Raw genomic sequence first — 23,395 nt, forward strand, 5'->3', positions numbered from 1 at the left:
TCACCGGGGACGGGCGTTGCGCAGGCGGATGCCGCTCCAGCCGAGGGTGCTTCGCGTGACGGCGTCCCAGAAGGGCCAGAGGCCGGGGAGGACGCGAAGGTGGATGCCTGCCTCCTCGTGGAGGGCGAAGAGGTCGCCTACCGGCTCCGGGGGGCCGAGGGGTTCGACCGGTTCCGTGGCGACGTGGGCGTTGGGGTAGGGGGTGCCGAACGGGGTGAAGGAGTCGGCGGGGAAGCGGTAGGCGTACAGCTTGACGGTTCGCATCGCTTCCAGCCATCGGTACTCGATGGCGTGCATGCGTTCGCCGCAGCCGGGGCCCAGGATGCGCTCGCGATCCGCTTCGGTGGTGGACGGTGTCGTCCACGCGAGGGCCCTCGGGCATTGGCGGGGGAACCAGTAGTCGGGTGCCCGCCGCGCGTCCACCGCCCAGACGTACGCCTCCGGCTGCTGCGCGGTGGCGGCCACGTGGGGCACGAAGCGCGTGATCGCGGGGTCTTCCGAGAAGTGCAGCACCTGCCCGGGTTCGGGTCGCATGCTCAATGTGTACCAGTCACGTCCACGGCTTTCCGGCCGAGCGCCGGACGGCGGCGCCGGGTTCGCCGTGCCGCGTCCCGCCGTCGCGGCGCCGACCAAGGCGATCGCCGGGGCGACCGCCGGGGCGGATGTCCGTTCGGGGCGGACAACCCGTGCGGGTAACGGAGGAGGGGCTAGGTCAACCGCCGTACGGCGGCGCCGGGTTCGCCGTACCACGTCCCGCCGTCGCGGCGCCGATCGAGCGCGCGTCCGGGGTGGGGGCATCGGCCATGGTGCGAGGGCAAGGGGGTGGGGCGGGCGCAAGGGGGTGGGGCGGGCGCCCCGGAGGGGCGCCCGCGGTTGGTTGTGGTTGGTGGGGGTTAGGTCAGGTCGGAGCAGGATTTGGCGTCGGGGTCTTTGGCGGCTTGGGGGACCCAGCGGACGTTGGCGAAGGAGGCGGAGAAGGCGGCTTCGGTGTAGACGAGGAACGGGGTGTTGATGTTCTCCGGGTCGAGGCCGTTGGCGAAGCAGGAGAGGGGGATCTTGACGGTTTGCTTGACGCCGGTCGGCATGGAGGTGAACAGGTTGGTGGCGACGACCTCGGTGAAGCAGGGGTAGACGCAGTGGACGCTGATCACGGTGCGGGCGGCGGGGGGTGAGTGGACGATGGTGTCGAAGACCAGGGCGGAGTCGGCGTTGAGGTAGCCGCGGAGGTCGCTGCCGCCGGCGGGGTCCTGCATGTAGATCTGGCCGGGGCCGACGCCGGTCCAGGTGGCCTTGAGGCCGTCGGCCTGGACGTTGACGTCCGCGGGGACGACGTTGATCTCGGCGTGGGACGCGGTCGCGTCGGGGCCGATCTCGGTGCCGCCCCAGTTCTCGGGCGAGCCGATGAAGCTGCGGTAGGGCGCGGAGTCGGTGCGCTCGAAGACGGACAGGGGCTCGGTCGCGGTGCCGCCGCCGCCGGTCTGGCCGCAGGCGAACTCGGGCGAGGTCTCGTCCAGGGTGCCGACGTTGCCGGACTGGCCGTAGCGCAGGCCGTAGCCGGGGCGGAACAGCGGGTCGTAGCCCTCGTCGCCGGGGTTGAGCGGCGTCTGGCAGGCGCTCTTCGGCCAGGAGTACGACAGCGTGCCGGTGTAGCCGTGGCCGCTGTTGCGGCCGCGGACCAGCAGGTCGGCGACGCCGCCGCCCTCGGTGCCGGGCAGCCAGGCCGCCACGAACGCGTCGGACCGGTTGAGCTCCTTGTTGACGTACAGCGGGCGGCCGCTGACGTACACGGTGACGACGGGCGCGCCCTTGCCGGACACCTTGTCCAGCACCGCGAGGTCGGCCGGGTACAGCTTGGCGGCCTCCAGGGTGCGGCGGGACAGGTCGCCGACGCCCTCGGCGTACGGCGTCTCGCCGATGACCGCGACGACCGCGTCGTACGCCGACGGGTCGACGCCGTCCGCCGTCTCGCTGAACGTCACGTTGGCCGTGCCGAGGGCCTCGCGGAGGCCGCCGAGGATGGTCGTGCCGTTCGGGAAGTCGGCGTTGGTGTTGCCGGTGCCCTGCCAGGTCAGCGACCAGCCTCCGGTCTGGTTCGGCAGGCTGTCGGCGGTCTTGCCGACCACCAGCACCTTGGACCGCGAGGACAGCGGCAGCACCTTGCCGTTGTTCTTCAGCAGCACCTGCGAGGCGCGCGCGGCCTCACGCGACAGCCGCTTGGCCTGCAGCGCCTCGGCCGAGCCGGCGTACGGCCGGGCGGACGGCTTGCGCGCGTCGAACACGCCGGAGCGCAGCTTGACGCGCAGGATGCGGGTCACCGCGTCGTCGATGCGCGACATCGGGATCTCGCCGCTCTGCACCTGGGCGATGGTGTTGGCGATGAACGCCTTCCACTCCCCCGGCACCATGATGACGTCGATGCCGGCGTTGACGGCCTTGGCGCAGCTGGAGTTGGTGCACCCGGCGACCTGCCCGATGCCGTTCCAGTCGGACACCACCAGGCCGTCGAAGCCCATCTTGCCCTTGAGGATGGTCTTCAGGGCGCGCTCGCTGCCGTGCAGCTTGCCCTCGTCGATGCCGGCCTCGGCGTTGGTCCAGCTGTTGAACGACACCATCACCGACTGGGCCCCGGCGGCGAGGGCGCCGTAGTAGCCCTGGCCGTGCAGGTTGATCATCTGGGCCTCGGTGGAGGGGTTGACCCCCTGGTCGGTGCCCTTCAGCGTGCCGCCGTCGCCGATGAAGTGCTTGGCGGTCGCGATGACGCCCTTGCTGCCGAGACGGTGGGAGTTGCCGTCCTGCAGGCCGCGGACCGCCTCGTAGCCGTAGGCGCGGGTGATGCGCGGGTCCTCGGAGAAGCCCTCGTAGGTGCGCCCCCACCGGTCGTCGCGCACCACGGCGAGGGTGGGCGCGAACGCCCAGTCCTGGCCGGTGACGCGGATCTGCCGGGCGGTGGCCTCGCCGATGTCGCGGATCAGGCAGGGGTCGTGCGCGGCGCCGAGCCCGATGTTGTGCGGGAAGATCGTCGCACCGTACACGTTGTTGTTGCCGTGCACGGCGTCGATGCCCCAGATGACCGGGATCTTGGTGCGGGTGCTCACCGACGCCTGCCAGTAGGCGTCGGCGAGGGACAGCCAGTCCTGGGTGGAGGCGTGCTTGTCGCGGTTCGGCCAGGCGCCGCCGCCGTTCAGCACCGTTCCGATGAAGTACTGCTTGACCTCTTCCGGGGTGATCTGGGTGATCTCCGGCTGGGTCATCTGGCCGACCTTCTCGGCCAGCGTCATCCCGGCGACTATCTTGGCGATCCGCCTCTCGTCGGAGGGGTCGCGCTTGACGGCGCTCTCCACCTTCGGCCAGTCGGCGAGCGTGGGCAGTCTCTTCTCGATGCGGGCGCAGCCGTGGTCCATGGGGGGTTTCCCGATCACCGGCTGCCGCCCGCCCGAGGCGGTCTCGGCGCCGGCGCCCGGCGCCGCGGCGACGCCGCCGGCCAGGAGCGCGGCCCCGGCGAGCGCGGCGGACAGCTTCCGCCGGGCGCCGGAACGGGCAAAGGGTCTGGTCATGAGGGTCCGTTCTCGATCGGATGACGATCTCGGCGGCCGGCCTGGGCCGCGTGCGCCGATCTTCGCCGTGTAACGATGCGGAGTCAAGAGCCTCACTAGAGCGCTCTCCCAGGGGAGAAGGGCCCTGTCCACGCGCGATGGGACGCGGATCCCCAGGTGGGACAGCGGTTCCCGTGACCAGGTGGCGCGAGGGCCCGCATGCGGGAGGCCCGCCGCCAGAGAGCGTTCTCTGACAGCGGGCCCCCCTGTAGGACGCGGCCCCGGGCCGCCGGTCTCAGAGCTTCTGACTCTCCGGCGGGCCGAGGTAGCTCCAGCGCAGGCCGCCGGTGTCGACGATGATCCGCTGGACGATCACGGTCGGGTCGACCATCCACACCTTCAGCGTGTGCACGCCGGGCGTGGCGAGGGTGTGCGTGGTGGTGGTCACGTTGACGTTGTCAGAGGTGTTGCGCTCCCACTGACGGTTCATCGTGGTGTCGTTGGCGCCGGTCGTGGTGGTGATGTTCACGATCTGCGGCGCCTGGTCGTCGATCGAGATGGCGTACCTCAGGCCGTCGGTCGGCAGGACGTTGTTCCGCGGCGACAGCACCGTGGAGATCTTCACCGGACCGGTGGTGAAGTTGGTCAGCGTGTACTCCAGGCGCGGGCTGTTGCCGCCCGGGGTCCGGCTGTCCGCGGTGACCGGGGTCGGCGTCACGCCGTCGGTCGACTTGCCGATCTCCGGGAGCACCTTCCAGCCGACCCCGGAGCCGCCCACGGCCTTGCTGTAGTGGGCGGCGTCAAAGGCGATGTACCCGCCGGCCTCGACGAAGCCCTTGAGGCGGTGCCGCGGCACGTCGGGGTTGTCCACGATCGCGGTGACCACCACGCGCGCGCCGTTCGGCCCGGTCACCGTGACGGGCACCTCGGTCCTGCCCTTCGGCGCCCGCGCCCAGTCGACCTTGACGGTCGCGCGCACCTGCTTGGCGACGGAACCCTGCGACGGCGAGACCGTCACCCACGGCACGGACGGCCGGATGCTGTAGCCGAACGCGGTGGTGCCGCGGTTGAAGACCTCGATGTACTGGTTCCCGTAGCTCTGGTACGGGCTGAACACCGGCAGGACGGCCGCGGTGCCCGCGTTCGGCCACCACTGCTCCGAGCCGTCCAGCGCGACGCCCATGTCGGCGCCGCTCGGCACCTCGATGCGCTTCAGGTACGGGTAGAACGCGTCGGGCAGGGCCACGTTGTTCTGCTCGGGCTGCTGCCAGGGCGCGTTCGGGCCGTAGCGCGCGATGTCGCCGTATCCGATCTTGGGCTGGAGCTGCCAGCCGTTCCACTTCCCGCCGGCCAGATCGTTGTTGTAGTAGGCCGACATCGCCTGGTCCTCGTCGAACCGCGCCTGCGCGAGGTCCGCCACGTCGTTGGTGGCGGCGCGGCCCTGCTGCGCGTACAGCTGGTTGGTGAACTGCGCCTCGCGCAGCTCGTACAGGTTGGCCGAGGCCACGGTGTGGTAGTAGACGAGCTGGTAGTACGCGTCGTCGTATCTGTCGGGCAGCTGCCCGCGGAGCCTTTCGGCCTTGGCGGCCAGGCGGCGCCACTCGTCGACGAACCGCGCCATCTCCTGGTAGTTGGTCAGGCTGATGGGCGAGGCCGCGTCGTCGTAGACGATCGCGCTGGAGTCGGTCGCCGGGTTCTTGGCCGGATCCAGGGTGATCTTGCGGTTGAGTAGCTCGGGCTTGCGGCGGGCCTGCAGCACGCCGTAGTCGTGCAGGACCTCGGCGACGGCCGCGGCCTTGTCCGAGGGGAAGTTCTGCGCCGCGTAGCCGCGCTCCCAGTCCTCCAGCTTGTCGAGCGGGATGGCGGACGGGTTCCAGGCGTAGTCCAGGAAGAACTGGAGCGGCATCTCCTCGTTCTTCATGTCGCCCACGTTGACCATCCACAGGCGGTCGACGCCGTTGGCGTAGGTCAGGTTGAGCTGCTCCCACGTGTTGACCAGGTTGATGGTGTCGACCCACTTGTAGTTGCGGCCGCCGCCGACGTAGTCGAAGTGGTAGTAGATGCCGTAGCCGCCGGCGCGCGGGGGCAGCCCCTTGGCGGGCATCTTGCGCATGTTGCCCCAGTTGTCATCGCAGAAGACCACGGTGACGTCGTCCGGCGGGCGCAGCCCCTGGTCCCAGTACCGCTGGACCTCCTTGTACAGGGTCTGCACCTGCGGGATGCTCGTGAGGTCCTCGCCGCTCTCCTGCGCCAGGATCTCCCGCTGGGCGGCCAGGATGTTCTCCATCAGGTCGATGCCGTCGCCGTCGGGCAGGCCGACGTCGCCGTTGCCGCGCATGCCGAGCGTGACGACGCCCTCGAAGTTCTGCTCCTTCATCCGGCGGATGCCGTCGGCCCAGTACTTCTTGATGGCCTCGCCGTTGCGGCGGAAGCTCCACTCGCCGGTGCCGCCGTAGGGGTCGCGGCCGGGGGTGACGATGTTGCCGGCGCTGTCGCGGACCGCGGCCACGGCGTGGCGGTTCCACTCCTCGATGCCGCGCATCATCGGCGCCTCGTGCGAGGTGCCCATGACGACGCCGTACCTGGTGGCGGTCGCGTGGTTCAGCGGGTCGTCCTCGGCGAACGCGCGGCCCCAGACGGCGGGCCACAGGTAGTTGGCCTTGAGCCGCAGCATCACTTCGAAGATCTTGGACCAGAACTTGCTGTTGAAGCCGCCCTCGAAGCCCGGCGCGAGACCGGGGCCGAAGTAGCGCGGCGCCCAGGTCCCCTGCGACGGGTTCTCGTCGTTGATGAAGAAGCCGCGGTACTTGACCGCCGGGGTGCCCTGGGTGTGGCGGCCGGGCAGGACGTACAGCGCGTTCTGCCGCTTGGCGGGCACGTCGTCCCAGAAGTGCCACGGCGAGACGCCGATCTTCTTGGACACGTCGTAGGCGCCGTAGATGGTGCCGCGCTGGTCGCTGCCCGCGATGACGAGGGCGCGGCTGAGGCCGGGCCGCGGGTTGGACACGATCGTCTGCAGCGAGGTCTCCCACTTGCCGGCGATCCCGCTGACGTTCAGCTTGCCGGACGACACCAGGCCGTCGATGAGCGGGCTCCTGCCGATGGTCCCGATCAGCACCACCTCGCCGCGGCTCGGGACGGTGGTGGAGACGGCCGGCTTGACGCCGGTGACCTTCTCGATGTCGGCCTGCAGGTCGTCGACGACGCGGACCACGCCCGCGTGGTCGGCGGCGCTCACCACCAGCGTGGCGGCCTTGCCGCTCGCGACCAGCGGGAACCGTCCGGGGCCGGACCTGGTGTCGATGTAGGAGGGTGTCTCCGCGTGACCTCCGGTCGTGGTGGCGGCCTTGGCGGCCGGACGCCCGGCGGCCTGGGCCGTGGGGACGGTCAGGCTGATGCCGGTGACCAGTACCACCAGGGACAACAGGACTCCGCCCGTCCGCGACGGAGCGCGGGGGGGCCGGGGAGTGACGAACCTTCTCATAGGGCGATCTCCGGGGAAGGGGACGTGCCAGGCGGGAGAAAGTTTTTGATCACCATTGAAACGTTTCGGTAGTGATCAAATCACCCGGATGGTAGCCACCACCCCATGTGGGGTCAACAACGGTGCGTCCCGCCCGCGGGCCGGCCGACCGGGTCCGGAAACCCGCCAGGTGGCGGACGGGGGGCGTCCACGGTGATTGGGGGCGGGACGGTGTCCGCGGTCCGTGATCCATCGCCGCACAAGGATGACAAACGATTGTGAAGAGGGCTGAAACTTTCAGTGATCCTCGACCACGGACCCGGGCTCGCGGGCCGGGGAGCCGGAGGGTACGGCGGGATGGAGCGCGACAACGACGTGGTGCGGCCGTCCGCCCTCGGCCGACTCGTCGTGGTAGCGGGCGATCAGCACGGCCAGCGCCCCGGCCAGCTCCTCGGCGAACGCCGCCCGGTCGGCCGCGGTGGCGAACCGCACCTCACCCTCCATGGCGAACGTCGCGACCCGCTTGCCCGCCCGCTCGGCGCCGCTGAGCAGCGCCCCGACGTCGCGCACCAGCCGGGCGGCCACCGCCAGCAGCCAGCGCGCCGACAGGCGGTCCGGCGACATCGCCGGATCGGGCTGGACGGCGGCCAGCGCGGCCGGGGAGATGACGTAGGAGGCCGCGGTGGCGCGCATGACGCGCTCGTGGACGTTGCCCTTCCTGCGCTCCTCGACCAGCTCGACCAGGCCGTGCCGCTCCAGGGTCTTGAGGTGGTAGTTGACCTTCTGGCGGGGCAGGCCGACCCGGGCGGCGAGCATGGTCGCCGAGAGGGGCGTGGCCAGCTCCGCCAGCAGCCGGGCGCGCACGGGGTCCAGCGAGACCTCGGCCGCGGCCGGGTCCTCGATCACCGCCACATCGAGCATGACACCACGGTGACACCGACGACTTTTCTTGTCAACGAGAAGTAAGTCGTCGGTGCCACCGTGACCCGGTTCAGAGGGTGGTGCAGGTCCTCCCGTTCAGCTTGAAGACGGCCGGCAGGACGTTGGGTCCGCTGTAGGAGGCGACCGTGCCCGCGCTCGTGGTGGCGCCGGGGGCCAGCGTGGAGCCCTCCAGGCTGGTCACGGTGACCTTGCGGCCGTCCTGGGCCCAGCCGGCGTTCCAGCCGCCGTTGATCTGCTGCCAGGCGGTCGGCCAGGAGTAGGTGAGCGTCCAGGCGCTCAGCGGCTCGGTGTCGTTGTTGGTGACGTCCAGGCCGACGATGTAGCCGTTGCCCCAGTCGTTGTTGTCGGTGAAGCGGACCGAGCACGAGCTCGCCGCCGGGGTGCCGGTGGTGAAGGTCAGCGGCGCGGACGCCCACGACAGCCCGCCGCCCGCGTCCCTGGTCAGGACGTTCACCGTGTAGCGGGTGCCGGGCAGCAGGTTGCGCACGGTGAACGAGGTGCCCGGCGTCTCACCCCACTGGTCGCTGGTCGCGCCGGCCTGGCGGTGCACCTCGTACTTGACGATGGGGCGGCTGCCGGGCGTGGCTGCGGTCCAGGCGATCGTCGCGGTGGTGTCGGTGACCGCGGTGACCTCCGGCTGCCCCGGCGCCCCGGGCGCGCCGGTCACGGGCGTGGCCGGGCGCAGCACCACCGTGGTGAGGGAGTACGGCGGCAGCACCTGGGAGGTGGCCGTGCCCGCCGGGGCGGCGCTCACCCCGGCGGCGCCGTTGGTGAACGAGTGGACCATCGGCGCCCCGGCGGCGGGGGCGAAGCCGCCCGAGTAGTCGATGGTGACCTCGCGGGGCGCGTCCGGGTCCTTGTTGACCAGCAGGAGGGCCACCTCGCCGTTGGCGCGGCGCACCGCGTGCGCGCTGATCAGCGGCTCGTCGGCGGTGGCGCGGACCATCTGGTCGCCGGGCCTGGCGAACACGCTCAGCATGTCCAGCGCGTGGTACGGCGGGAACGGCGTGTTGAGCGCCGGCTGACAGACGTCGCCCGCGCAGTTGGCGCTGGACAGCAGGCCCCAGTCGCCGTAGTCGGTGTGGCCGGCCACCTCGGACACGGTGCCGATGCCGTTGTGCACGTTCCACCAGTCGACGGTGAACACGCCGTTCTCCAGCAGCCGGGCGTAGGCCTCGGCGGCGAACAGCGCGCCCGGCTGGGTGTTGGTGCCGACCGTGCTGCTGACCTCGGTGACCGCGAGGCCGATGCGCGACGAACCGGCCCCCGCGTACTGCGCGATCTGCCGCTTGACCAGGTGGATCATGTCGTCGATCTGCGCGGGCCTGGTGAGCATGTCGGCCATGCCGCTCTGGCCCGGGTACCAGTGCAGGATCCCGAAGTCGATGCTCGGGCCCGCGATGGACAGCACCGTCTGGTTCCACGAGCCGGAGTCACCGGCGGCGGTTATCGCGTCCGGCCAGCCGGCCGGGGTGGTGAGCACCGCGCCGATCTTGATGGTGGGGTCCTTGGCCTTCATCGCCTGGGAGTAGGCGACCACGTTGCGGGCGTACTCGGCCGGGCTCTTGTCGGCGTGGTCGTCGGCCTCCCACTGGGAGCCGTAGTGGCCGTTGCCGTAGTTCTCGTTGCCGATCTCCCAGTACTTGACGCCGTATCCCTTGGTGACGTTGGCGTACTCGACCCAGGCGGCGGCCTCCTGCGGGGTGCCGGTGCCGTAGTTGGCGATGACGATGGGCTGGGCCCCGGTGCGCCGCACGCCGCTCATGAAGGTGTCGAAGTCGGTGTCGGGGGCGACGTAGCCGCCGGGGGCGGTGTGGTTCTGCCAGTGGTAGATGTCGGCGTAGGAGCCGCCCGGGTAGCGGATCATCTGGACGCCCGCGTCCTTCAGCAGGTCGGCTACGGGGGCCGCGCCGAGGTGGGTGTCCCAGATGGCGTGGTTGACACCGATGCCGGTGCCCGGCACGGTGGCGAGGCCCGCACGGGTGTTCACCGTGACACGGGCGGGGACGGTCGAGGCGTCGGCGGCGGGCGCGGCGGCGTGCACCAAGGCGCCCGCGGCGAGTAACGCCCCGCCCGCCAGGACACGGCGGAGCCGGGGAAATCTCATGGTCGTCCAATCCGGAGGGCTCGCGGACACGAGGGCGCGAGGCCAGGGGTGTCAGGCGGATCGGCCAGAACGTATGAGCCGGTTGGAACGGTGTCAACGAAGCCCGGCTTCGTCCCAGGTCGACGGTGAAAATTACATCCAGCGCTCAAATCCGGCCGGCGACCTGCCCTGTTCCAGGCCGATCTTGAGGGTCCGTGGGGCGGCGGGCACAATCGGTCGCAAGGACGGGCGGGCCGCTGGAATACGGAAGGGCGGCGGTACGCTTAGGTGGTTGAAATTTCAATTGGCACCTCATTCGCAGAGGACATGAGCGCGATGCAGTTCGGACTCTTCTCCGTGGGCGACGTCACCCCCGACCCCACCGACGGCACGACGCCGTCCGAGCACGACCGGATCAAGGCGATGGTCGCCATCGCCCTGAAGGCCGAGGAGATCGGCCTGGACGTCTTCGCCACCGGCGAACACCACAACCCGCCGTTCGTGCCCTCCTCCCCCACCACCATGCTCGGCTACATCGCCGCGCGCACCGAGCGGCTGATCCTCTCCACCGCCACCACGCTGATCACCACCAGCGACCCGGTGAAGATCGCCGAGGACTTCGCGATGCTCCAGCACCTGGCCGACGGCCGGGTCGACCTCATGCTCGGGCGAGGCAACACCGGGCCGGTCTACCCGTGGTTCGGGCAGGACATCCGGCAGGGCATCCCGCTGGCCATCGAGAACTACGCGCTGCTGCACCGGCTGTGGCGCGAGGACGTCGTGGACTGGCAGGGACGGTTCCGGACCCCGCTGCAGGGATTCACCTCGACGCCGCGCCCGCTGGACGGGGTGCCGCCGTTCGTGTGGCACGGCTCCATCCGCAGCCCCGAGATCGCCGAGCAGGCCGCGTACTACGGCGACGGGTTCTTCGCCAACAACATCTTCTGGCCCAAGGAACACTTCGTCCGTCTCATCGGGTTGTACCGGGAGCGGTTCGCGCACTACGGGCACGGCACGCCCGAACAGGCGTACGTCGGGCTCGGAGGGCAGGTGTTCATGCGGAAGAACTCCCAGGACGCGGTGCGCGAGTTCCGGCCGTACTTCGACAACGCGCCGGTCTACGGGCACGGGCCGTCGCTGGAGGAGTTCACCGAGCAGACGCCGCTGACCGTGGGCAGCCCGCAGGAGGTCATCGACAAGACGCTGGCCTTCCGGGAGCACTTCGGGGACTACCAGCGGCAGCTGTTCCTCATGGACCACGCCGGGTTGCCGCTGAAGACGGTGCTCGAGCAGCTCGACATCCTCGGCGAGGAGGTCGTGCCGGTGCTGCGCAAGGAGTTCGCGGCGCTCCGGCCCGCCGGGGTGCCCGAGGGACCCACGCACGCCGCGCTGGTCGCCCGCCACGCCGCCGGGGAGGCCCCGGTGCCCGGCGGGGTTCCCGCCTGAACCACTTAGGGAGATGTGGATGAGACCCTTGAAACTGGTGGCCGTGTCGGCGGGCCTCAGCGTGCCGTCCTCGACCCGCCTGCTGACCGACCGGCTGGTGGAGGCGACGACACGGGCCCTGTCCGAGGACCGCGAGGTCGAGGTGCGCGTGGTGGAGCTGCGCGACCTCGCCACCGACATCGCCCACAACATGGTGACCGGCTTCCCCGGCCCCGCCCTGCGCTCCGCCGTGGAGGCCGTCACCGACGCCGACGGCCTGATCGCCGTCACCCCCATCTTCAGCGCCTCCTACAGCGGCCTGTTCAAGTCGTTCTTCGACGTGATCGACAACACCGCCCTGGCCGGCAAGCCCGTCCTGATCGCCGCCACCGGCGGCACCCCCCGCCATTCCCTGGCCCTCGAACACGCGATGCGCCCCCTCTTCAGCTACCTCCGCGCCCACGTCACCCCCACCGCCGTCTACGCCGCCTCCGACGACTGGGGCACCCCCGGCGACGCCGAGTCCCTCTCCACCCGGATAACCCGCGCCGCCGAAGAACTGGCCACCGCCCTCCACTCCCGCCCCATCCCCCCCACCCCCCTGACCGACGTGATCCCCTTCGCCCAGCAACTGGCCAACCTCCGCCCCTGACCCCTCCCCCACCCCGCGTACGCACCCGCCCCGCACTTCTCCTTCGAAAACCAGGGCTTGCCAATCGGCAGCCCTGGGCTACTGTTCTAGAACAGTCTAGAGAGAGAAGGCGATCATGGGTGCGATGTCCTGGTCCGGCCGGCAGGCCGTCACGGTGCCCGCCGCCCGCGCGATGAGCGACCCCGGCGCCACCGGCCGGTTCGGGGCCTACGGCGGGCGGTACGTGCCGGAGTCGCTGATCCCGGCCTGCCACGAGATCGAGGCGGCGTTCCGTGAGGCCTGGAGCGACCCCGAGTTCCGCAACAGGCTCGGCACCCTGCTCACGGTCTACGCCGGCCGCCCCACTCCGCTGACCCCCGCCTGGCGGCTCTCCCGTGAGCTCGGCATCACCCTGTTCCTCAAACGCGAGGATCTCACGCACACCGGCTCACACAAGATCAACAATGTGATCGGCCAGGCGCTGCTCGCTCACCGCATGGGCAAGCGACGGCTGCTGGCCGAGACCGGCGCGGGCCAGCACGGCGTCGCCACGGCCACCGCCGCCGCGCTCCTGGGCCTCGAGGCGACCGTGTTCATGGGCGAGCGCGACATCGAACGGCAGGAGCTCAACGTCCTGCGGATGAACGTGCTGGGCGCGGAGGTCGTGCCGGTCACGACCGGGAGCCGCACCCTCAAGGACGCCTGCAACGAGGCGATGCGGCACTGGGTGTCGTCGGTGGACGACTCCTACTACTGCATCGGGTCGGTGATGGGCCCGCATCCCTATCCGTGGATGGTGCGCGAGTTCCAGCGGGTGATCGGCGAGGAGGCCCGCGCCCAGTGCGCCGCCGAACTCCCCGTCGGCGTGCCCGACTACGTGGTCGCCTGCATCGGCGGCGGCTCCAACGCCGCGGGCACGTTCGCCGGCTTCGTCGACACCACCGCCCGGCTCGTCGGGGTCGAGGCCGAGGGCGGCGCGGCGGCGACCTTCGGCAGCGCCGGGGTGCTGCACGGCTTCCGCTCGCTGGTCCTCCAGGACGAGGACGGCCAGGTGAAGGAGGCCCACTCGGTCGCGGCCGGCCTCGACTACCCGGGGATCGGCCCCGAGCACGCCCATCTACGCGACGGGGGCCGCGCCCGCTACGAGACCGTCAACGACGAAGAGGTCGTCGAGGCGCTGCTGTACCTGGCCCGCACCGAGGGGATCCTGGCCGCGCTGGAGTCCTCGCACGCCGTGGCCTGGGTGATCCGGGCCGCCAAGTCCGGTGAGATCGCGCCGGGGTCGACCGTGATGCTGACCCTCTCCGGCAGGGGAGACAAGGACATCGCCTCCATCAAGGAGCTGCTGTGACCGAAACCCTGGAGGAATTCCTGGTCGCGCGCCGTGGCACGGGCCGTCCCCTGCTGGTGCCCTATGTCACCGCCGGGGTCACCCCCGGGTGGACGGACGTGGTCCACGCCTACGCCGACGCCGGAGCCGACGCGGTCGAGCTGGGCTTCCCCTTCTCCGATCCCATGCTGGACGGCGTCACGATCCAGGAGGCCTCCGACCGGGCGATCGCGGCCGGGACCACGGTCAGGGGGATCCTCGACGAGGTCGCGACGCTCGACGTCGGCGTGCCGCTCGTCGCGATGACCTATAGCAATCTGGTGATGCGGCATGGCACCGCGGAGTTCTGTGCGGCGCTCACCGCGAGCGGGCTGCGCGGGCTGATCGTGCCCGACTCGCCCCTGGAGGAGGCCGGGGAGCTGGCGGACGCCGCGGCCGCAGTGGGCCTCGATCTCGTGCTGCTCGCCGCTCCGTCCTCCTCCCGGGCCAGACTGCGCGAGATCGCCGAGCGCAGCCGGGGCTTCGTCTACGCCGTGACCCGCATGGGCACCACCGGCGAGGGCGGCGAGATTCCCGGGCAGGCCGCCCGGCTCGGCCGCGAGCTCAAGGGACTCACCGACCGGCCGGTCCTGTTCGGTTTCGGGGTCTCCGATCCGGCGCAGGCCGCCGAGCTGGCGGGCCACGCCGACGGCGTCGTGGTGGCTTCGGCGCTGATGCGCAAGCTCCTCGACGGCGCCCGGCCACGCGAACTGGGAGAATATGTGGCGAGCATTCGACGCGCACTCGAATAGGGAGTCAGATGAGCAGTACGCCCCGCTACCGCGTCATCGCCGACGACCTGACCCACAAGATCAGGTCGGGCCACTACCGCGCGGGCGAGGCGTTGCCCGCGCAGCGTGAGCTCAGCGCCTCCTACGGCGTGACGATGATGACGCTGCGGCAGGCGTTGCAGGTCCTCAGCGGCGAGGGGCTGATCGTCCAGCGGGCCGGCCGCGGCACCTATGTGACCCCGGCCAGCGCGGAGTACCCCCTCGACACGCTGCGCAGTCTCGGCGACGACCTGCGCAGGCAGGGTTACCCCCTGCGGACCGAGGTGCTGTCGGCCGCGATCCGGCCGGCCCCGCGCTCGCTCACCCTGCTGCCGGACGACGCGCCGGCCGGCCACCGGGCCCTCCGGCTGGCACGCGTACGGCACGTGCTGGGCCGGCCCGCCGTCCACCAGATCTCCTGGATCGCCGAACCGCACGCCTCGGCGATCAAGGGGACCGATTTCACCGAGACCCCGCTGTACACCGCGCTCGCCGACGCCGGCGCGCGAGTGCACCGGGCGACCGAACGGATCAGGCCGGCCCTGCTCACCGCCCCGGTCGCGGCGCGGCTGCGGCAGCCGGCCGGCAGCCCGGTCTTCGTCAGCGAACGGGCGACCTACGACGACCAGGGCGCCCTGGTCGTCATGGACCACGCCACGATCCTCGGCGAGTTGATGGAGATCAGGGCCGAGCGCAAGGCCACGGACCTGTCGCTGCACTGGGTCACCCAGGTTGATGGGGATTGAGCGGTCGCTGCGGCGGTGGGGCGTGGCGGGTCCTGGCGATGAACGCGCGGGCGGTGTGCAGTTTGATCGGGACCACGGCAAGAGGACCCGACGGAGTGTCGCTGGAGTTTATCCAGCAGATGTCGCCATTTCTTTTGCATGCGGACTCCAGAGCTTGATCCCATCCACCTTCCAGCTGTGGATTTCACGTTTATTTCATGTTCTCTGGCTCTGGAGATTTCGATGAGTAGCGACATTCGGCGCGCCACCCCCGGTGCGGCGCTCGCCTCTGGACATCGCCGAGCAGGCGTTCAGGCTCCTGTGCCGCGAGCCCGGCGGGCCGGCCCTGGACGCCACCGGCCGGACCGGTGACCTGCCACAACGGGCGATCCACCTGATCGAGTTGCGTAAGCTGCTGATGGACCGCAGGCTCGGCAACCACGTCCGCGACATCGTCTGGCGCGAGCCGGTGACCCGCGCCCGCACACTGGGCGCCCCCTGAATCAGAATCGCGAAATAACCGCGGCGAGCACCTCTAATCGCCGTGCGTGGTCGGGCGAGATCGTGGGGTGAGCAGGCGCCGCGCCCTTCCTGAACGGCAAACCATGAGCCATGATGAAGTGGCGCGCTCGAACAGCCGGGCCAGTAAAGGGGATTCGTCATATGAATTCGCTCGATGACGCCCAATCCGCCTTCGAATCCGAGCTATTTGATCTCGGTAGAGTTTCACTGGTGGTGCTGCGGAATGCCCCCTGCCGCACTCGGACCGGCTCTGCCACATGTCGTTGAGGAAGCCGAGGACCCAACCAGAACCAGGACTTCCTGCTCGAACGCGACCGGAGTCGGCTGACCCTCGGCTCGTCGCAGTCGATCACGCAGCCTCGTGCCGATGTACCGGCGTGACTCCCGCGAGCGCTTCCTGACGCTGTGGCGCGACACCGCCCCTTCAACGGACCGCGACGATGGGGAGGAGCGTCGCACCTGCCAGGCGACCACGGGACTATCCGCCAAAACGCGGAATTCTCCACCTCGCGTCCATCAAGTCGAAATGGCTTCGTGTTATGCATTTCAGGATCCTTGGTTCGCTCGATGTTTCACTCGATCGAATGGCTCTACGATTTCCGAGCGGCCGTCAGCGAACCATATTGGCGATGCTACTCATGCAGGAAGGAAATCTCGTATCGCTCGACCGGATCACCGAGGGGATATGGGGAGGGGATCCACCCGTCACCGCCAAGGGCCAGATCCAGACCTGCATATCCGCCTTGCGGCGTCAGCTGCGGAAATTCGGCGACGACCATGTGATCGTCACCAGCCTGGTAGGCTATACCATCCATATTCCCACCGGATCGCTCGACTCTGCCGTGTTCCGCCGGATGATCAACTCCGGCCGGGAGCTGGCTGCTGCCCGGAAGATCAGGGATGCAGCAGCCGAGCTTCGTGCCGCGCTCGCGCTTTGGCGCGGCCCCGCGGTCGCCTCAGACGTCGAGAGCGGGGTGGTCAGAACGATGGCGATTCGGCTTGAAGAGGAACGAATCAGGACCACCGAAGAATGCATCGAGCTTGAGCTCAAACTCGATCGGCATCACGACCTCGTAGCCGAGCTGAGTGAGCTCGTCAAAGCTTACCCACTGCGCGAGTCGCTGAGAGCGTTGCACATGCTCGCCCTGTACAGGTCAGCCCGGCAAGCAGACGCCCTTGAATCATTCCAGGAAGTCCGGGCCATCCTCAGAGAGGAACTTGGCCTGGAGCCGTCCGACCAGCTTGATAGGCTGCACAAGTCCATCCTGAAACGGGAAAATTCGCTTACAATCGCGCCCCGGACTGGTCTCGGATCGGAATCTACAGGCAAGGTCGACACCATTATCCCCCGACGGCTTCCGCCGACCATCGCCGAATTCACCGGTCGAGAGGAAATGGCCGATACCATTGCACCTTTTTCACCCTGCGGTTGCTACGTAGTTCTGTAGCACGTGGATGGCTTTGGCGAGCCGAACCGGCCCCGCAAGGGCTGACGCGGACTCACGGCGGCGATCGATTTTGCAGCGCCTCATCGGACGGGCATTGAATGTTTAGATGCCCGCGCTCCTTCCCGTCCCTGCACTTGTCCCTGCCGGCCAACCGATGGGGTCGTCAACGCCGACCGGAACTGCCTCGCATATAACGTAATGGCGCGGCGTCATCGCTGACGGGTGTGCGGGTAGCACAGCCATGCACCGTGCGTGAGCTTGCTCCGGCGTACGGACGGAATCGGAAGCCTCGACATACGCCACGAGCGGTTCGCCGGCTACCTGTGAAAAAATCCGCGCCTTGACCGGTGCGAACGCGTCATCGAGGAGTCTCTGAGTTTCAGCCAGCTCAACCCACTGGATATCGGTCTTTACCCAGTTCGAGTCCCGGCGGACTGGCTCCATCTGAAGGACATCGATTATACCCTCGTGATCGAGGTCGCCGCCGGCTGCTGCTACCAGGAGACGCTCAATGGCCTGCAGCAACGATGTCAGGTGTTCCGCCGGCACTCGGCCGACGTCGGAACTCCAGCCACACAGTTCCACCTCGCCTTCCAGCCTGGAAACATCGAATCGGACGGGTGTTGCCAGACGGAACGGCATAGGGTAACGGCGCAGTTGAGTCCGGCTCAGCATGGCGGTCATGTACTCGGGCGATGGTGCAGGTTCCTTCATGGGTACACCGCTTTCGATGACACTACAGTTGTAGATGGCATCGAAACAGAAATAGACGCCGCGGTCATGCGATATCCGGTTACCGATTTCTTCGAGCTCATAGACATCGTAAACGCCGTGCATGCAACCTTTCAGCATGCCACGCCATGCCTGCCTTACCACTTCATCGAAGCTCGCAGAGCCGACATCGATAGCGGCGATGCCGGTTTGGGCAAGCGTACCGACGTAGTCGTAAAGGTGACGCTCATAGCGGTTTGAGGGCATCACGGGAAAGACTATCTCGCGATAGCCGGTACGCACTGAGAGCACGGCGCACAACGCGGCAAGCAGGCAGCTGGACCGGCTGGTTCGCGTGCGTGCGCTCACGCACTGCACGGCTAGTGCGATGGCTGGTGATGACATGTAGACGCCCACCGTGTCGTCAGCGTTCGCCTCCGTGAGCTCGGACCCCGCAGAAGGCGTCAGGTAGAGAGGCGAGGGCATTACGGCAAGATTGCTGCTCCAGTGTTCCAGCGTTCTGCGACGTTTCTGACATTCACGCTCCGAGCGCTCGAGTTCCGCCTGGTCCAAAGGCTGATGACGAGGCGGTCCTACGACTCGAGCAGCAGAATCGCTTATCAGTTCGGCCAGCTCATGCTCTAGGATTTGCGCGGCCGCCCTGTCAACAGCCATGTGAGAGAACTCAATGAGGCCTGCGCATACCACTTCGGCGCTCGTGGCCAGGGCGACTCGCAACTGTGGGCCGGCTAGCCGCTGCGCAGCAGGCTGTCTTGGGGCTGTGATCTCCAAGTACTTGGCGAGCTCGGCTTCAACGTCAACCCGATCGGCTCGGCCGCCTTCCAGCGAATAGATGTCAACCATCAATGTGCCAACGGAGGAAACACGCTGATATGGCTGCGGTCCGGTGGCGAAGGACGTCCGCAGCACTTCATGGCGGGCGATCAGGAGGGCAAGACTGTCAGTGACATCCTCCACACTCGCCGTTCCACTCAGGGTGACAGCACACATTACGGTGGGATACGGCTGACCCTCTCTCGAATTGAAATCATTAATCCACTTCAGAATGTTGAGCTGACCTATGGTCAGTGGCCCTTGGCGGGTGGTCTCGGCCGAGAAATGTACGGGTACTGAAGATCGCGGTGTGAGTTTGACGACTGACATACCACTTCTCCACGCACGCTCACCGAATGCAGGCATTGATGGTTTGACCATCGACTTTGACCAGTTCTAGCGCAGGCATCTGTAATCGTCAATAAGCAAGAGACACACCTTGACATCATGACTGAAGTAACGATTATGTCTTCGCGTATGGCTGATGTGGTCATCCTTCTGAGAGGAGCGGCCAGGTGAGCGTCAACAAGGGGGTCAAACCGATCGGGTTCTTGATGAGGAATCCGAACTTCGGGACGTTGCTGGTCGTCAACCTGGTCTCATCGCTGGTGGGATCGGGCGTGGGCATCGCCTTGAGCGTCCATCTCTACCAGCTCACCCTCTCGCCGCTCTGGACAGCCGTGCTCGCGGCGGTCCCGACCGTGGCCGGGGTGGCCTTCGGGCACCTGGCCGGGACTGTCACGGACCGCTGGAGCGCCCCCCTGCGGATCATACGGATCGCGCTCTTCCTCCGGGTGCTGGTACTGGTGGCCCTCTTCGCACTCGCCGACTCGCCGCTTGGCCTCGTCTGCGCGGTGTTCGCCCAGGCGGTCCTGCAGCAGCTCTACAATCCCGCCGAGCAGGTCCTCATCGCCGACTACGTCACCGTCGAGGACCTGGCCCAGGCCAACGGCCTGAATTCGTTCGCCTCCAATGCCACCAGGCTGGTTGGGCCGGCGCTCGGCGGGTTCATCATGGGATGGGCCGGATTCCGCTGGACGGCCATCGCGGTGACGGCGCTGATGCTGCTGGCCACACTGCTCAGCCTGCTCCTGCGGGGCTCCCGGCGGAAGACGCCGACCGCCGGCGGCACGGCGGAGGAAGGCGAAGAAGGCGGCGGCGACGGGTATCTGGCGATGCTCCGACGCAGCCGTCGCGTCCGGGGCCTGGTACTCCTGCAACTCCTTGACGCGATCAAGGAGGGGCCGCTGTCTTCCCTGTTTCCAGTGCTGATGCTGGGCGTGATCGGCGCCACTTCCGCGCAGATGGGCCTGGTCAACAGCGCGTTCGCGGTCTCGGCCGTGATCGCGGGCCCGGTGATCGGCACGGTGGTCCGCCGGCTGGGGTACCGTCTTCCCGTCCTGCTCGGCGCCGCCATCTCCAATGGCGCGATCGTGGTGCTGGCGATCTGGCCGTCGCTGCCGCTGGCGCTGATCGCCTTCGTCGTGTCCGGGCTGCCCTTCACCATCTCCTGGGTGGGCGGGCAGACCTGGCTGCTGCTCAGCACGCCGCGCTCGCTGCGCGGCCGGATCGTGGGCACGACCGGCGCCCTCTACGCCGGGGTGTCGCTCGTCGCCATGCTCGCGAGCGGCGTGCTGGCGGAATGGTTCGGCCCGCGCTGGGTCATCGGCCTGGGATCCTTCATCGCGGTAGCAGGCCTGATCGGCATCGCCGCACTACTCAACGAACGCCAGCAGCCGACCAGCACCAGCCAGACGGCACAAACTACACCCGCGAAGTGACCAAGACGCCCCCGCCTCTGCCTGAGAGTCAGCCAGAGAACTGTCAACTGGGCACTGCATGTTTTTTGTCCTGCCGGGCGGGACAACAATCATGCCGCGACGTTCCGCTACCTCGGAAGCTGACCTTCTGCCACGCGGGAAGGCTCTTCTGAGGCTGCCTCAGCGCTGGCATCACCACAGCGTTGACAGCGGTAAATTTCGGAAGCCAACATTGCGACATGGACATGTCGATGCCTCCAGCAGGACTCGAGTCTGCCTTGTTCTCCGATTCAGGAATCAGCGATCGATCACGTATCCAATCGCTCATGGAGGACATATTCCGGCAGGCAGAAGATCGCGCAAACACATTGGATGACCGGGTTAGCTCCCTGTCCCAGGTCCTTTATCTCATGTATCTGGCGCGTGAACGGAAGGCCAGCTCCATAGCCGAGATAGGTTTCAGCATCGGCTACTCGAGTATCGCCTTCCTGGAGAGCTCGCCCTCCGTGGAGGTCACATCGTTTGAAATTCACAACGAGGCTCATGTCAAGTCGGCAAAGGAGTTCATCGACTCTCGTTACCCGGATCGCCATCACCTGATCTACGGAGATTCCACGCAAACGGTTCCAGCCTTCCAGGTACCCCGATCAGCGGATGGTTTCGATCTCATCTTCATCGACGGAGGCCACGAGTACGCGTGCGCCAAGGCGGACATCACGAACGCTCGACGGCTGGCCAAGCCAGGCGCCACGCTCGTGATCAACAGCCTGACTCCCTGGTTCAAGTGGGGGATCGGCCCGACGACCGCATGGGAAGAGGCGGTCCGGGATGAAATCGTCACCCCGCTCGAGTACGTGTCCGACGCGTTTGCCGTCAGCCGACCTCAGGGGCCGGCCCAGCGCGCGTGGGCAGTCGGACAATACCAGTAAGCGAAGGACCGTCAAGATCAGCGACGGTACTAATATGTCCGCTTCCGGGTGATCGATTCCCGAGTGACGCCGCGCAAATAAATCACTCCATCCCTACCGGGGGTCCCTCGGCAGGAAATCTTGCGATGACGGCTCTTCTGACGTTTCCTCAGCGCCGGCAGCACCGAAGTGTTGACAGCGAAAGCCTTCAAAAGCAACATTGCCATATGGACATGTCGATGCCTTCGGCGGGACTCAAGTCTGCCCTGTTCTCCGACTCGGGAATCAGCGATCAATCACGCATCAACTCGCTAATGGAGGGCATATTCCGGCATGCGCAAGGGCCCGGAAACGCACTGGACGACGGAATCAGCTGCCTGGCCCAGATCCTATATCTCATGTATCTGGCGCGTGCACGGAAGGCAAGTTCCATAGCCGAGATAGGTTTCAATATCGGCTTCTCGAGCATCGCCTTCCTCGAAAGCTCTCCTCAGGCGAAGGTCACATCCTTTGAAATCAACACCGAGGCCTCCGTCAAGTCGGCAAAGGAGTTCATCGACTCTCGTTACCCGGGTCGCCATCGCCTGATCTACGGAGATTCCACGCAAACGGTTCCAGCCTTCCAGGTACCCCGATCAGCGGATGGTTTCGATCTCATCTTCATCGACGGAGGCCACGAGTACTCGTGCGCCAAGGCGGACATCACGAACGCTCGACGGCTGGCCAAGCCAGGCGCCATGCTCGTGGTCGATGACCTGACTCCCTGGTTCAAGTGGGGGATCGGCCCGACGATCGCATGGGAAGAGGCGGTCCGGGATGAAATCGTCACCCCGCTCGAGTTCATGTCCGACGCGCTTGCCGTCAGCCGGATCCAGGGACCGGCCGAGCGCGCGTGGGCGGTTGGACAGTACCGGTGAACAAGGTTGCGGCGGAACACGTCGAGAACCTGCGGCGTCAACGCACAATTCTGCCGGTGACAACGAATCCCAGTATCCGGGCGTACCAGCCGTATGCGTACCCGGTCTCGATCATCGAGGCGCATGCTCCCAAGAACCGTGACTGGATTCTCTCGAACTTCATACACCTGGCCTATGATGAACACCCGATAGAGTCCCCGTCACTGTGCTTCTATTCCTATGATTTTGCGGCCAATCCGTATCTGCACACCATCAGGGCCGGCCGCGAGTGGATGCAAAGGTGGATCGGCCGCAGCTTCGCCGAGTTCGTGCATGCACAGCTTCTCGATGGCTGGTACATCTACACGTTTGTCGATGAGTTCTTTATTCCGAGACGACCGACGTACGGGGAGAGTCCTTGTCATCATGACGTTCTTATCCATGGATCAGACGGTGATGCGGGGATCGCGCATCTACTTGGTTACGACGAGTTGATTCGATTTGAAACCACTCATGTTTCATGGGCGGAGCTTGACGCCGCTTACGAGTCCTGCGCGAACGCGGACCATCCGTGGACGCGATCATTTATTCTTTTCAAATTCAATCCAATGGCGTCCTACCGGTTCGACCCACGGTTTGTGGTTGCTGAGCTCGAGCTTTTTCTCGCTTCCGGGAATCCGGGTCGAGCCACCCAGGGTCTGGCCATGCCGGACGGTCGCCTGTACGGCGTAGCGGCGCTCGAAGCGTACCGGGATGAGCTCCTGGACACGCCGCCCAAAGGTACGGGGCTCGATCTCCATGCCCCGCGGGCGCTGTTCGAGCACAGCAGTTTGATGTCTGAGCGATTGCAGTTGCTGCTCGGCGATGATCTATGGCAACGCTACATCAGCGAACGATATAGCACGGTACTTCGATTTTATTCGGCTCTGCCCGTGGCGGTATTCAGTGCGAAGCATAACGATGACCGTTCGGCACTGCGCCGGCTGATGGCCGGCTTTCCCGAGATCATCGGGCAACAGATAAGTACGGTGACGGATGCGCTGGACTGTCGAGCACGCAGGCTTCAGGCACCCGGAGTGCAGGGAAAAGCCGATGGGCGTGATCGCGGCGATGTGACTACGTCGCGTTACGCGACAAAGGAGGCTGACGATGCAGGCGCGCAAGGTTCTTGAGCAAGAGTTCCGCGTGGTGACTGGTCGCGAGCTGACGGACATGGCGGTAGACGTATTCGGGCTTGGTCTCGACTCGCTAGGAATTCTTTCCCTGCTGGGAGGGCTGCGGGAGGCTGGATACGACGTTTCACTGGACGACCTGCTGTCTGCGGCCAGCATGAATGAATTCGTGGCGATGATGGCGAACGCCGAGTGACCAA

18 protein-coding genes are annotated in these 23,395 nt (G+C 67.3%); 12 read left to right on the forward strand and 6 right to left on the reverse strand.

The genetic code is table 11. The features are described from left to right. The 5 genes from ACFP1K_RS14960 to ACFP1K_RS14980 form a co-directional block, all read right to left on the reverse strand. Entirely contained in the window at positions 1–534 is a 534-nt protein-coding gene (locus tag ACFP1K_RS14960; RefSeq protein WP_380752520.1) for a DUF6886 family protein, read from the reverse strand. 359 nt (positions 535–893) lie between these two features. Next, positions 894–3,554 (reverse strand): glycoside hydrolase family 3 N-terminal domain-containing protein, encoded by a 2,661-nt coding sequence (locus ACFP1K_RS14965; RefSeq protein ID WP_380752523.1) that lies wholly within the window; start codon positions 3,552–3,554, stop codon positions 894–896. 274 nt (positions 3,555–3,828) lie between these two features. Beyond that, complete coding sequence (locus tag ACFP1K_RS14970; protein ID WP_380752689.1) at positions 3,829–6,948, reverse strand: glycosyl hydrolase 115 family protein; 3,120 nt, start codon at positions 6,946–6,948, stop codon at positions 3,829–3,831. A 345-nt stretch (positions 6,949–7,293) separates the two neighbouring features. Continuing rightward, complete coding sequence (locus tag ACFP1K_RS14975) at positions 7,294–7,917, reverse strand: ArsR/SmtB family transcription factor (RefSeq protein WP_380752526.1); 624 nt, start codon at positions 7,915–7,917, stop codon at positions 7,294–7,296. A gap of 70 nt (positions 7,918–7,987) precedes the next feature. Beyond that, a complete protein-coding gene (locus tag ACFP1K_RS14980; RefSeq protein ID WP_380752529.1) occupies positions 7,988–10,045 on the reverse strand; it encodes a cellulose binding domain-containing protein in 2,058 nt (685 codons plus the stop codon). A 315-nt stretch (positions 10,046–10,360) separates the two neighbouring features. Here ACFP1K_RS14980 and ACFP1K_RS14985 point away from each other — a divergent pair, with 315 nt between their 5' ends. The 7 genes from ACFP1K_RS14985 to ACFP1K_RS15015 all read left to right on the forward strand — a co-directional run bounded on the left by ACFP1K_RS14985 (position 10,361) and on the right by ACFP1K_RS15015 (position 16,914). After that, positions 10,361–11,470 carry an LLM class flavin-dependent oxidoreductase gene (locus ACFP1K_RS14985; RefSeq protein WP_380752532.1) on the forward strand — a complete coding sequence of 370 codons (1,110 nt, stop codon included), beginning with the start codon at positions 10,361–10,363 and terminating at the stop codon, positions 11,468–11,470. Positions 11,471–11,489: 19 nt separating this feature from the next. Continuing rightward, complete coding sequence (locus tag ACFP1K_RS14990) at positions 11,490–12,101, forward strand: FMN reductase (protein WP_380752535.1); 612 nt, start codon at positions 11,490–11,492, stop codon at positions 12,099–12,101. 124 nt (positions 12,102–12,225) lie between these two features. Beyond that, positions 12,226–13,431 (forward strand): tryptophan synthase subunit beta, encoded by a 1,206-nt coding sequence (trpB, locus tag ACFP1K_RS14995; RefSeq protein ID WP_380752538.1) that lies wholly within the window; start codon positions 12,226–12,228, stop codon positions 13,429–13,431. Then, positions 13,428–14,201, forward strand: coding sequence for a tryptophan synthase subunit alpha (gene trpA, locus ACFP1K_RS15000; protein ID WP_380752543.1), 774 nt, complete (start codon positions 13,428–13,430; stop codon positions 14,199–14,201). The genes trpB and trpA overlap by 4 nt, the downstream gene beginning before the upstream one ends. 8 nt (positions 14,202–14,209) lie before the next feature. After that, on the forward strand, positions 14,210–14,965 hold the full coding sequence (locus ACFP1K_RS15005; RefSeq protein WP_380752546.1) for a GntR family transcriptional regulator: 756 nt from the start codon (positions 14,210–14,212) through the stop codon (positions 14,963–14,965). Between the two features lie 253 nt (positions 14,966–15,218). Next, a complete protein-coding gene (locus ACFP1K_RS15010; RefSeq protein WP_380752549.1) occupies positions 15,219–15,446 on the forward strand; it encodes a hypothetical protein in 228 nt (75 codons plus the stop codon). Between the two features lie 604 nt (positions 15,447–16,050). Continuing rightward, positions 16,051–16,914: an AfsR/SARP family transcriptional regulator gene (locus ACFP1K_RS15015; protein WP_380752692.1), complete on the forward strand. Its 864-nt coding sequence runs from the start codon at positions 16,051–16,053 to the stop codon at positions 16,912–16,914. Positions 16,915–17,016: 102 nt separating this feature from the next. Here ACFP1K_RS15015 and ACFP1K_RS15020 read toward each other — a convergent pair whose 3' ends face one another. Continuing rightward, a complete protein-coding gene (locus ACFP1K_RS15020) occupies positions 17,017–18,789 on the reverse strand; it encodes a condensation domain-containing protein (protein ID WP_380752552.1) in 1,773 nt (590 codons plus the stop codon). A gap of 185 nt (positions 18,790–18,974) precedes the next feature. Here ACFP1K_RS15020 and ACFP1K_RS15025 point away from each other — a divergent pair, with 185 nt between their 5' ends. The 5 genes from ACFP1K_RS15025 (at position 18,975) to ACFP1K_RS15045 (ending at position 23,391) form a co-directional block, all read left to right on the forward strand. Then, a complete protein-coding gene (locus ACFP1K_RS15025; protein ID WP_380752555.1) occupies positions 18,975–20,240 on the forward strand; it encodes an MFS transporter in 1,266 nt (421 codons plus the stop codon). Between the two features lie 305 nt (positions 20,241–20,545). Then, positions 20,546–21,148: an O-methyltransferase gene (locus tag ACFP1K_RS15030; RefSeq protein WP_380752558.1), complete on the forward strand. Its 603-nt coding sequence runs from the start codon at positions 20,546–20,548 to the stop codon at positions 21,146–21,148. Positions 21,149–21,273: 125 nt separating this feature from the next. Next, on the forward strand, positions 21,274–22,044 hold the full coding sequence (locus ACFP1K_RS15035; protein WP_380752561.1) for an O-methyltransferase: 771 nt from the start codon (positions 21,274–21,276) through the stop codon (positions 22,042–22,044). Beyond that, positions 22,041–23,195, forward strand: coding sequence for a hypothetical protein (locus ACFP1K_RS15040; protein ID WP_380752564.1), 1,155 nt, complete (start codon positions 22,041–22,043; stop codon positions 23,193–23,195). Before ACFP1K_RS15035 ends, ACFP1K_RS15040 begins: the two co-directional genes overlap by 4 nt. Beyond that, positions 23,173–23,391 carry a phosphopantetheine-binding protein gene (locus ACFP1K_RS15045; RefSeq protein WP_380752567.1) on the forward strand — a complete coding sequence of 73 codons (219 nt, stop codon included), beginning with the start codon at positions 23,173–23,175 and terminating at the stop codon, positions 23,389–23,391. Before ACFP1K_RS15040 ends, ACFP1K_RS15045 begins: the two co-directional genes overlap by 23 nt. The last annotated feature ends 4 nt before the right edge of the window (positions 23,392–23,395 follow it).

This window comes from Sphaerisporangium aureirubrum, from assembly GCF_042658925.1.
GTDB classification, from domain to species: Bacteria; Actinomycetota; Actinomycetes; order Streptosporangiales; family Streptosporangiaceae; genus Sphaerisporangium; species Sphaerisporangium aureirubrum.

Excerpts from the sequence above, each read along its gene's own strand:
- ACFP1K_RS14960 (WP_380752520.1), bottom strand. The coding sequence starts at position 534 with ATGCGACCCGAACCCGGGCAGGTGCTGCACTTCTCGGAAGACCCCGCG.
- ACFP1K_RS14965 (WP_380752523.1), bottom strand. The coding sequence starts at position 3,554 with ATGACCAGACCCTTTGCCCGTTCCGGCGCCCGGCGGAAGCTGTCCGCC.
- ACFP1K_RS14975 (WP_380752526.1), bottom strand. The coding sequence starts at position 7,917 with ATGCTCGATGTGGCGGTGATCGAGGACCCGGCCGCGGCCGAGGTCTCG.
- ACFP1K_RS14980 (WP_380752529.1), bottom strand. The coding sequence starts at position 10,045 with ATGAGATTTCCCCGGCTCCGCCGTGTCCTGGCGGGCGGGGCGTTACTC.
- ACFP1K_RS14985 (WP_380752532.1), top strand. The coding sequence starts at position 10,361 with ATGCAGTTCGGACTCTTCTCCGTGGGCGACGTCACCCCCGACCCCACC.
- ACFP1K_RS14990 (WP_380752535.1), top strand. The coding sequence starts at position 11,490 with ATGAGACCCTTGAAACTGGTGGCCGTGTCGGCGGGCCTCAGCGTGCCG.
- trpB (WP_380752538.1), top strand. The coding sequence starts at position 12,226 with ATGTCCTGGTCCGGCCGGCAGGCCGTCACGGTGCCCGCCGCCCGCGCG.
- ACFP1K_RS15005 (WP_380752546.1), top strand. The coding sequence starts at position 14,210 with ATGAGCAGTACGCCCCGCTACCGCGTCATCGCCGACGACCTGACCCAC.
- ACFP1K_RS15015 (WP_380752692.1), top strand. The coding sequence starts at position 16,051 with ATGGCTCTACGATTTCCGAGCGGCCGTCAGCGAACCATATTGGCGATG.
- ACFP1K_RS15020 (WP_380752552.1), bottom strand. The coding sequence starts at position 18,789 with ATGTCAGTCGTCAAACTCACACCGCGATCTTCAGTACCCGTACATTTC.
- ACFP1K_RS15030 (WP_380752558.1), top strand. The coding sequence starts at position 20,546 with ATGGAGGACATATTCCGGCAGGCAGAAGATCGCGCAAACACATTGGAT.
- ACFP1K_RS15035 (WP_380752561.1), top strand. The coding sequence starts at position 21,274 with ATGACGGCTCTTCTGACGTTTCCTCAGCGCCGGCAGCACCGAAGTGTT.
- ACFP1K_RS15045 (WP_380752567.1), top strand. The coding sequence starts at position 23,173 with ATGCAGGCGCGCAAGGTTCTTGAGCAAGAGTTCCGCGTGGTGACTGGT.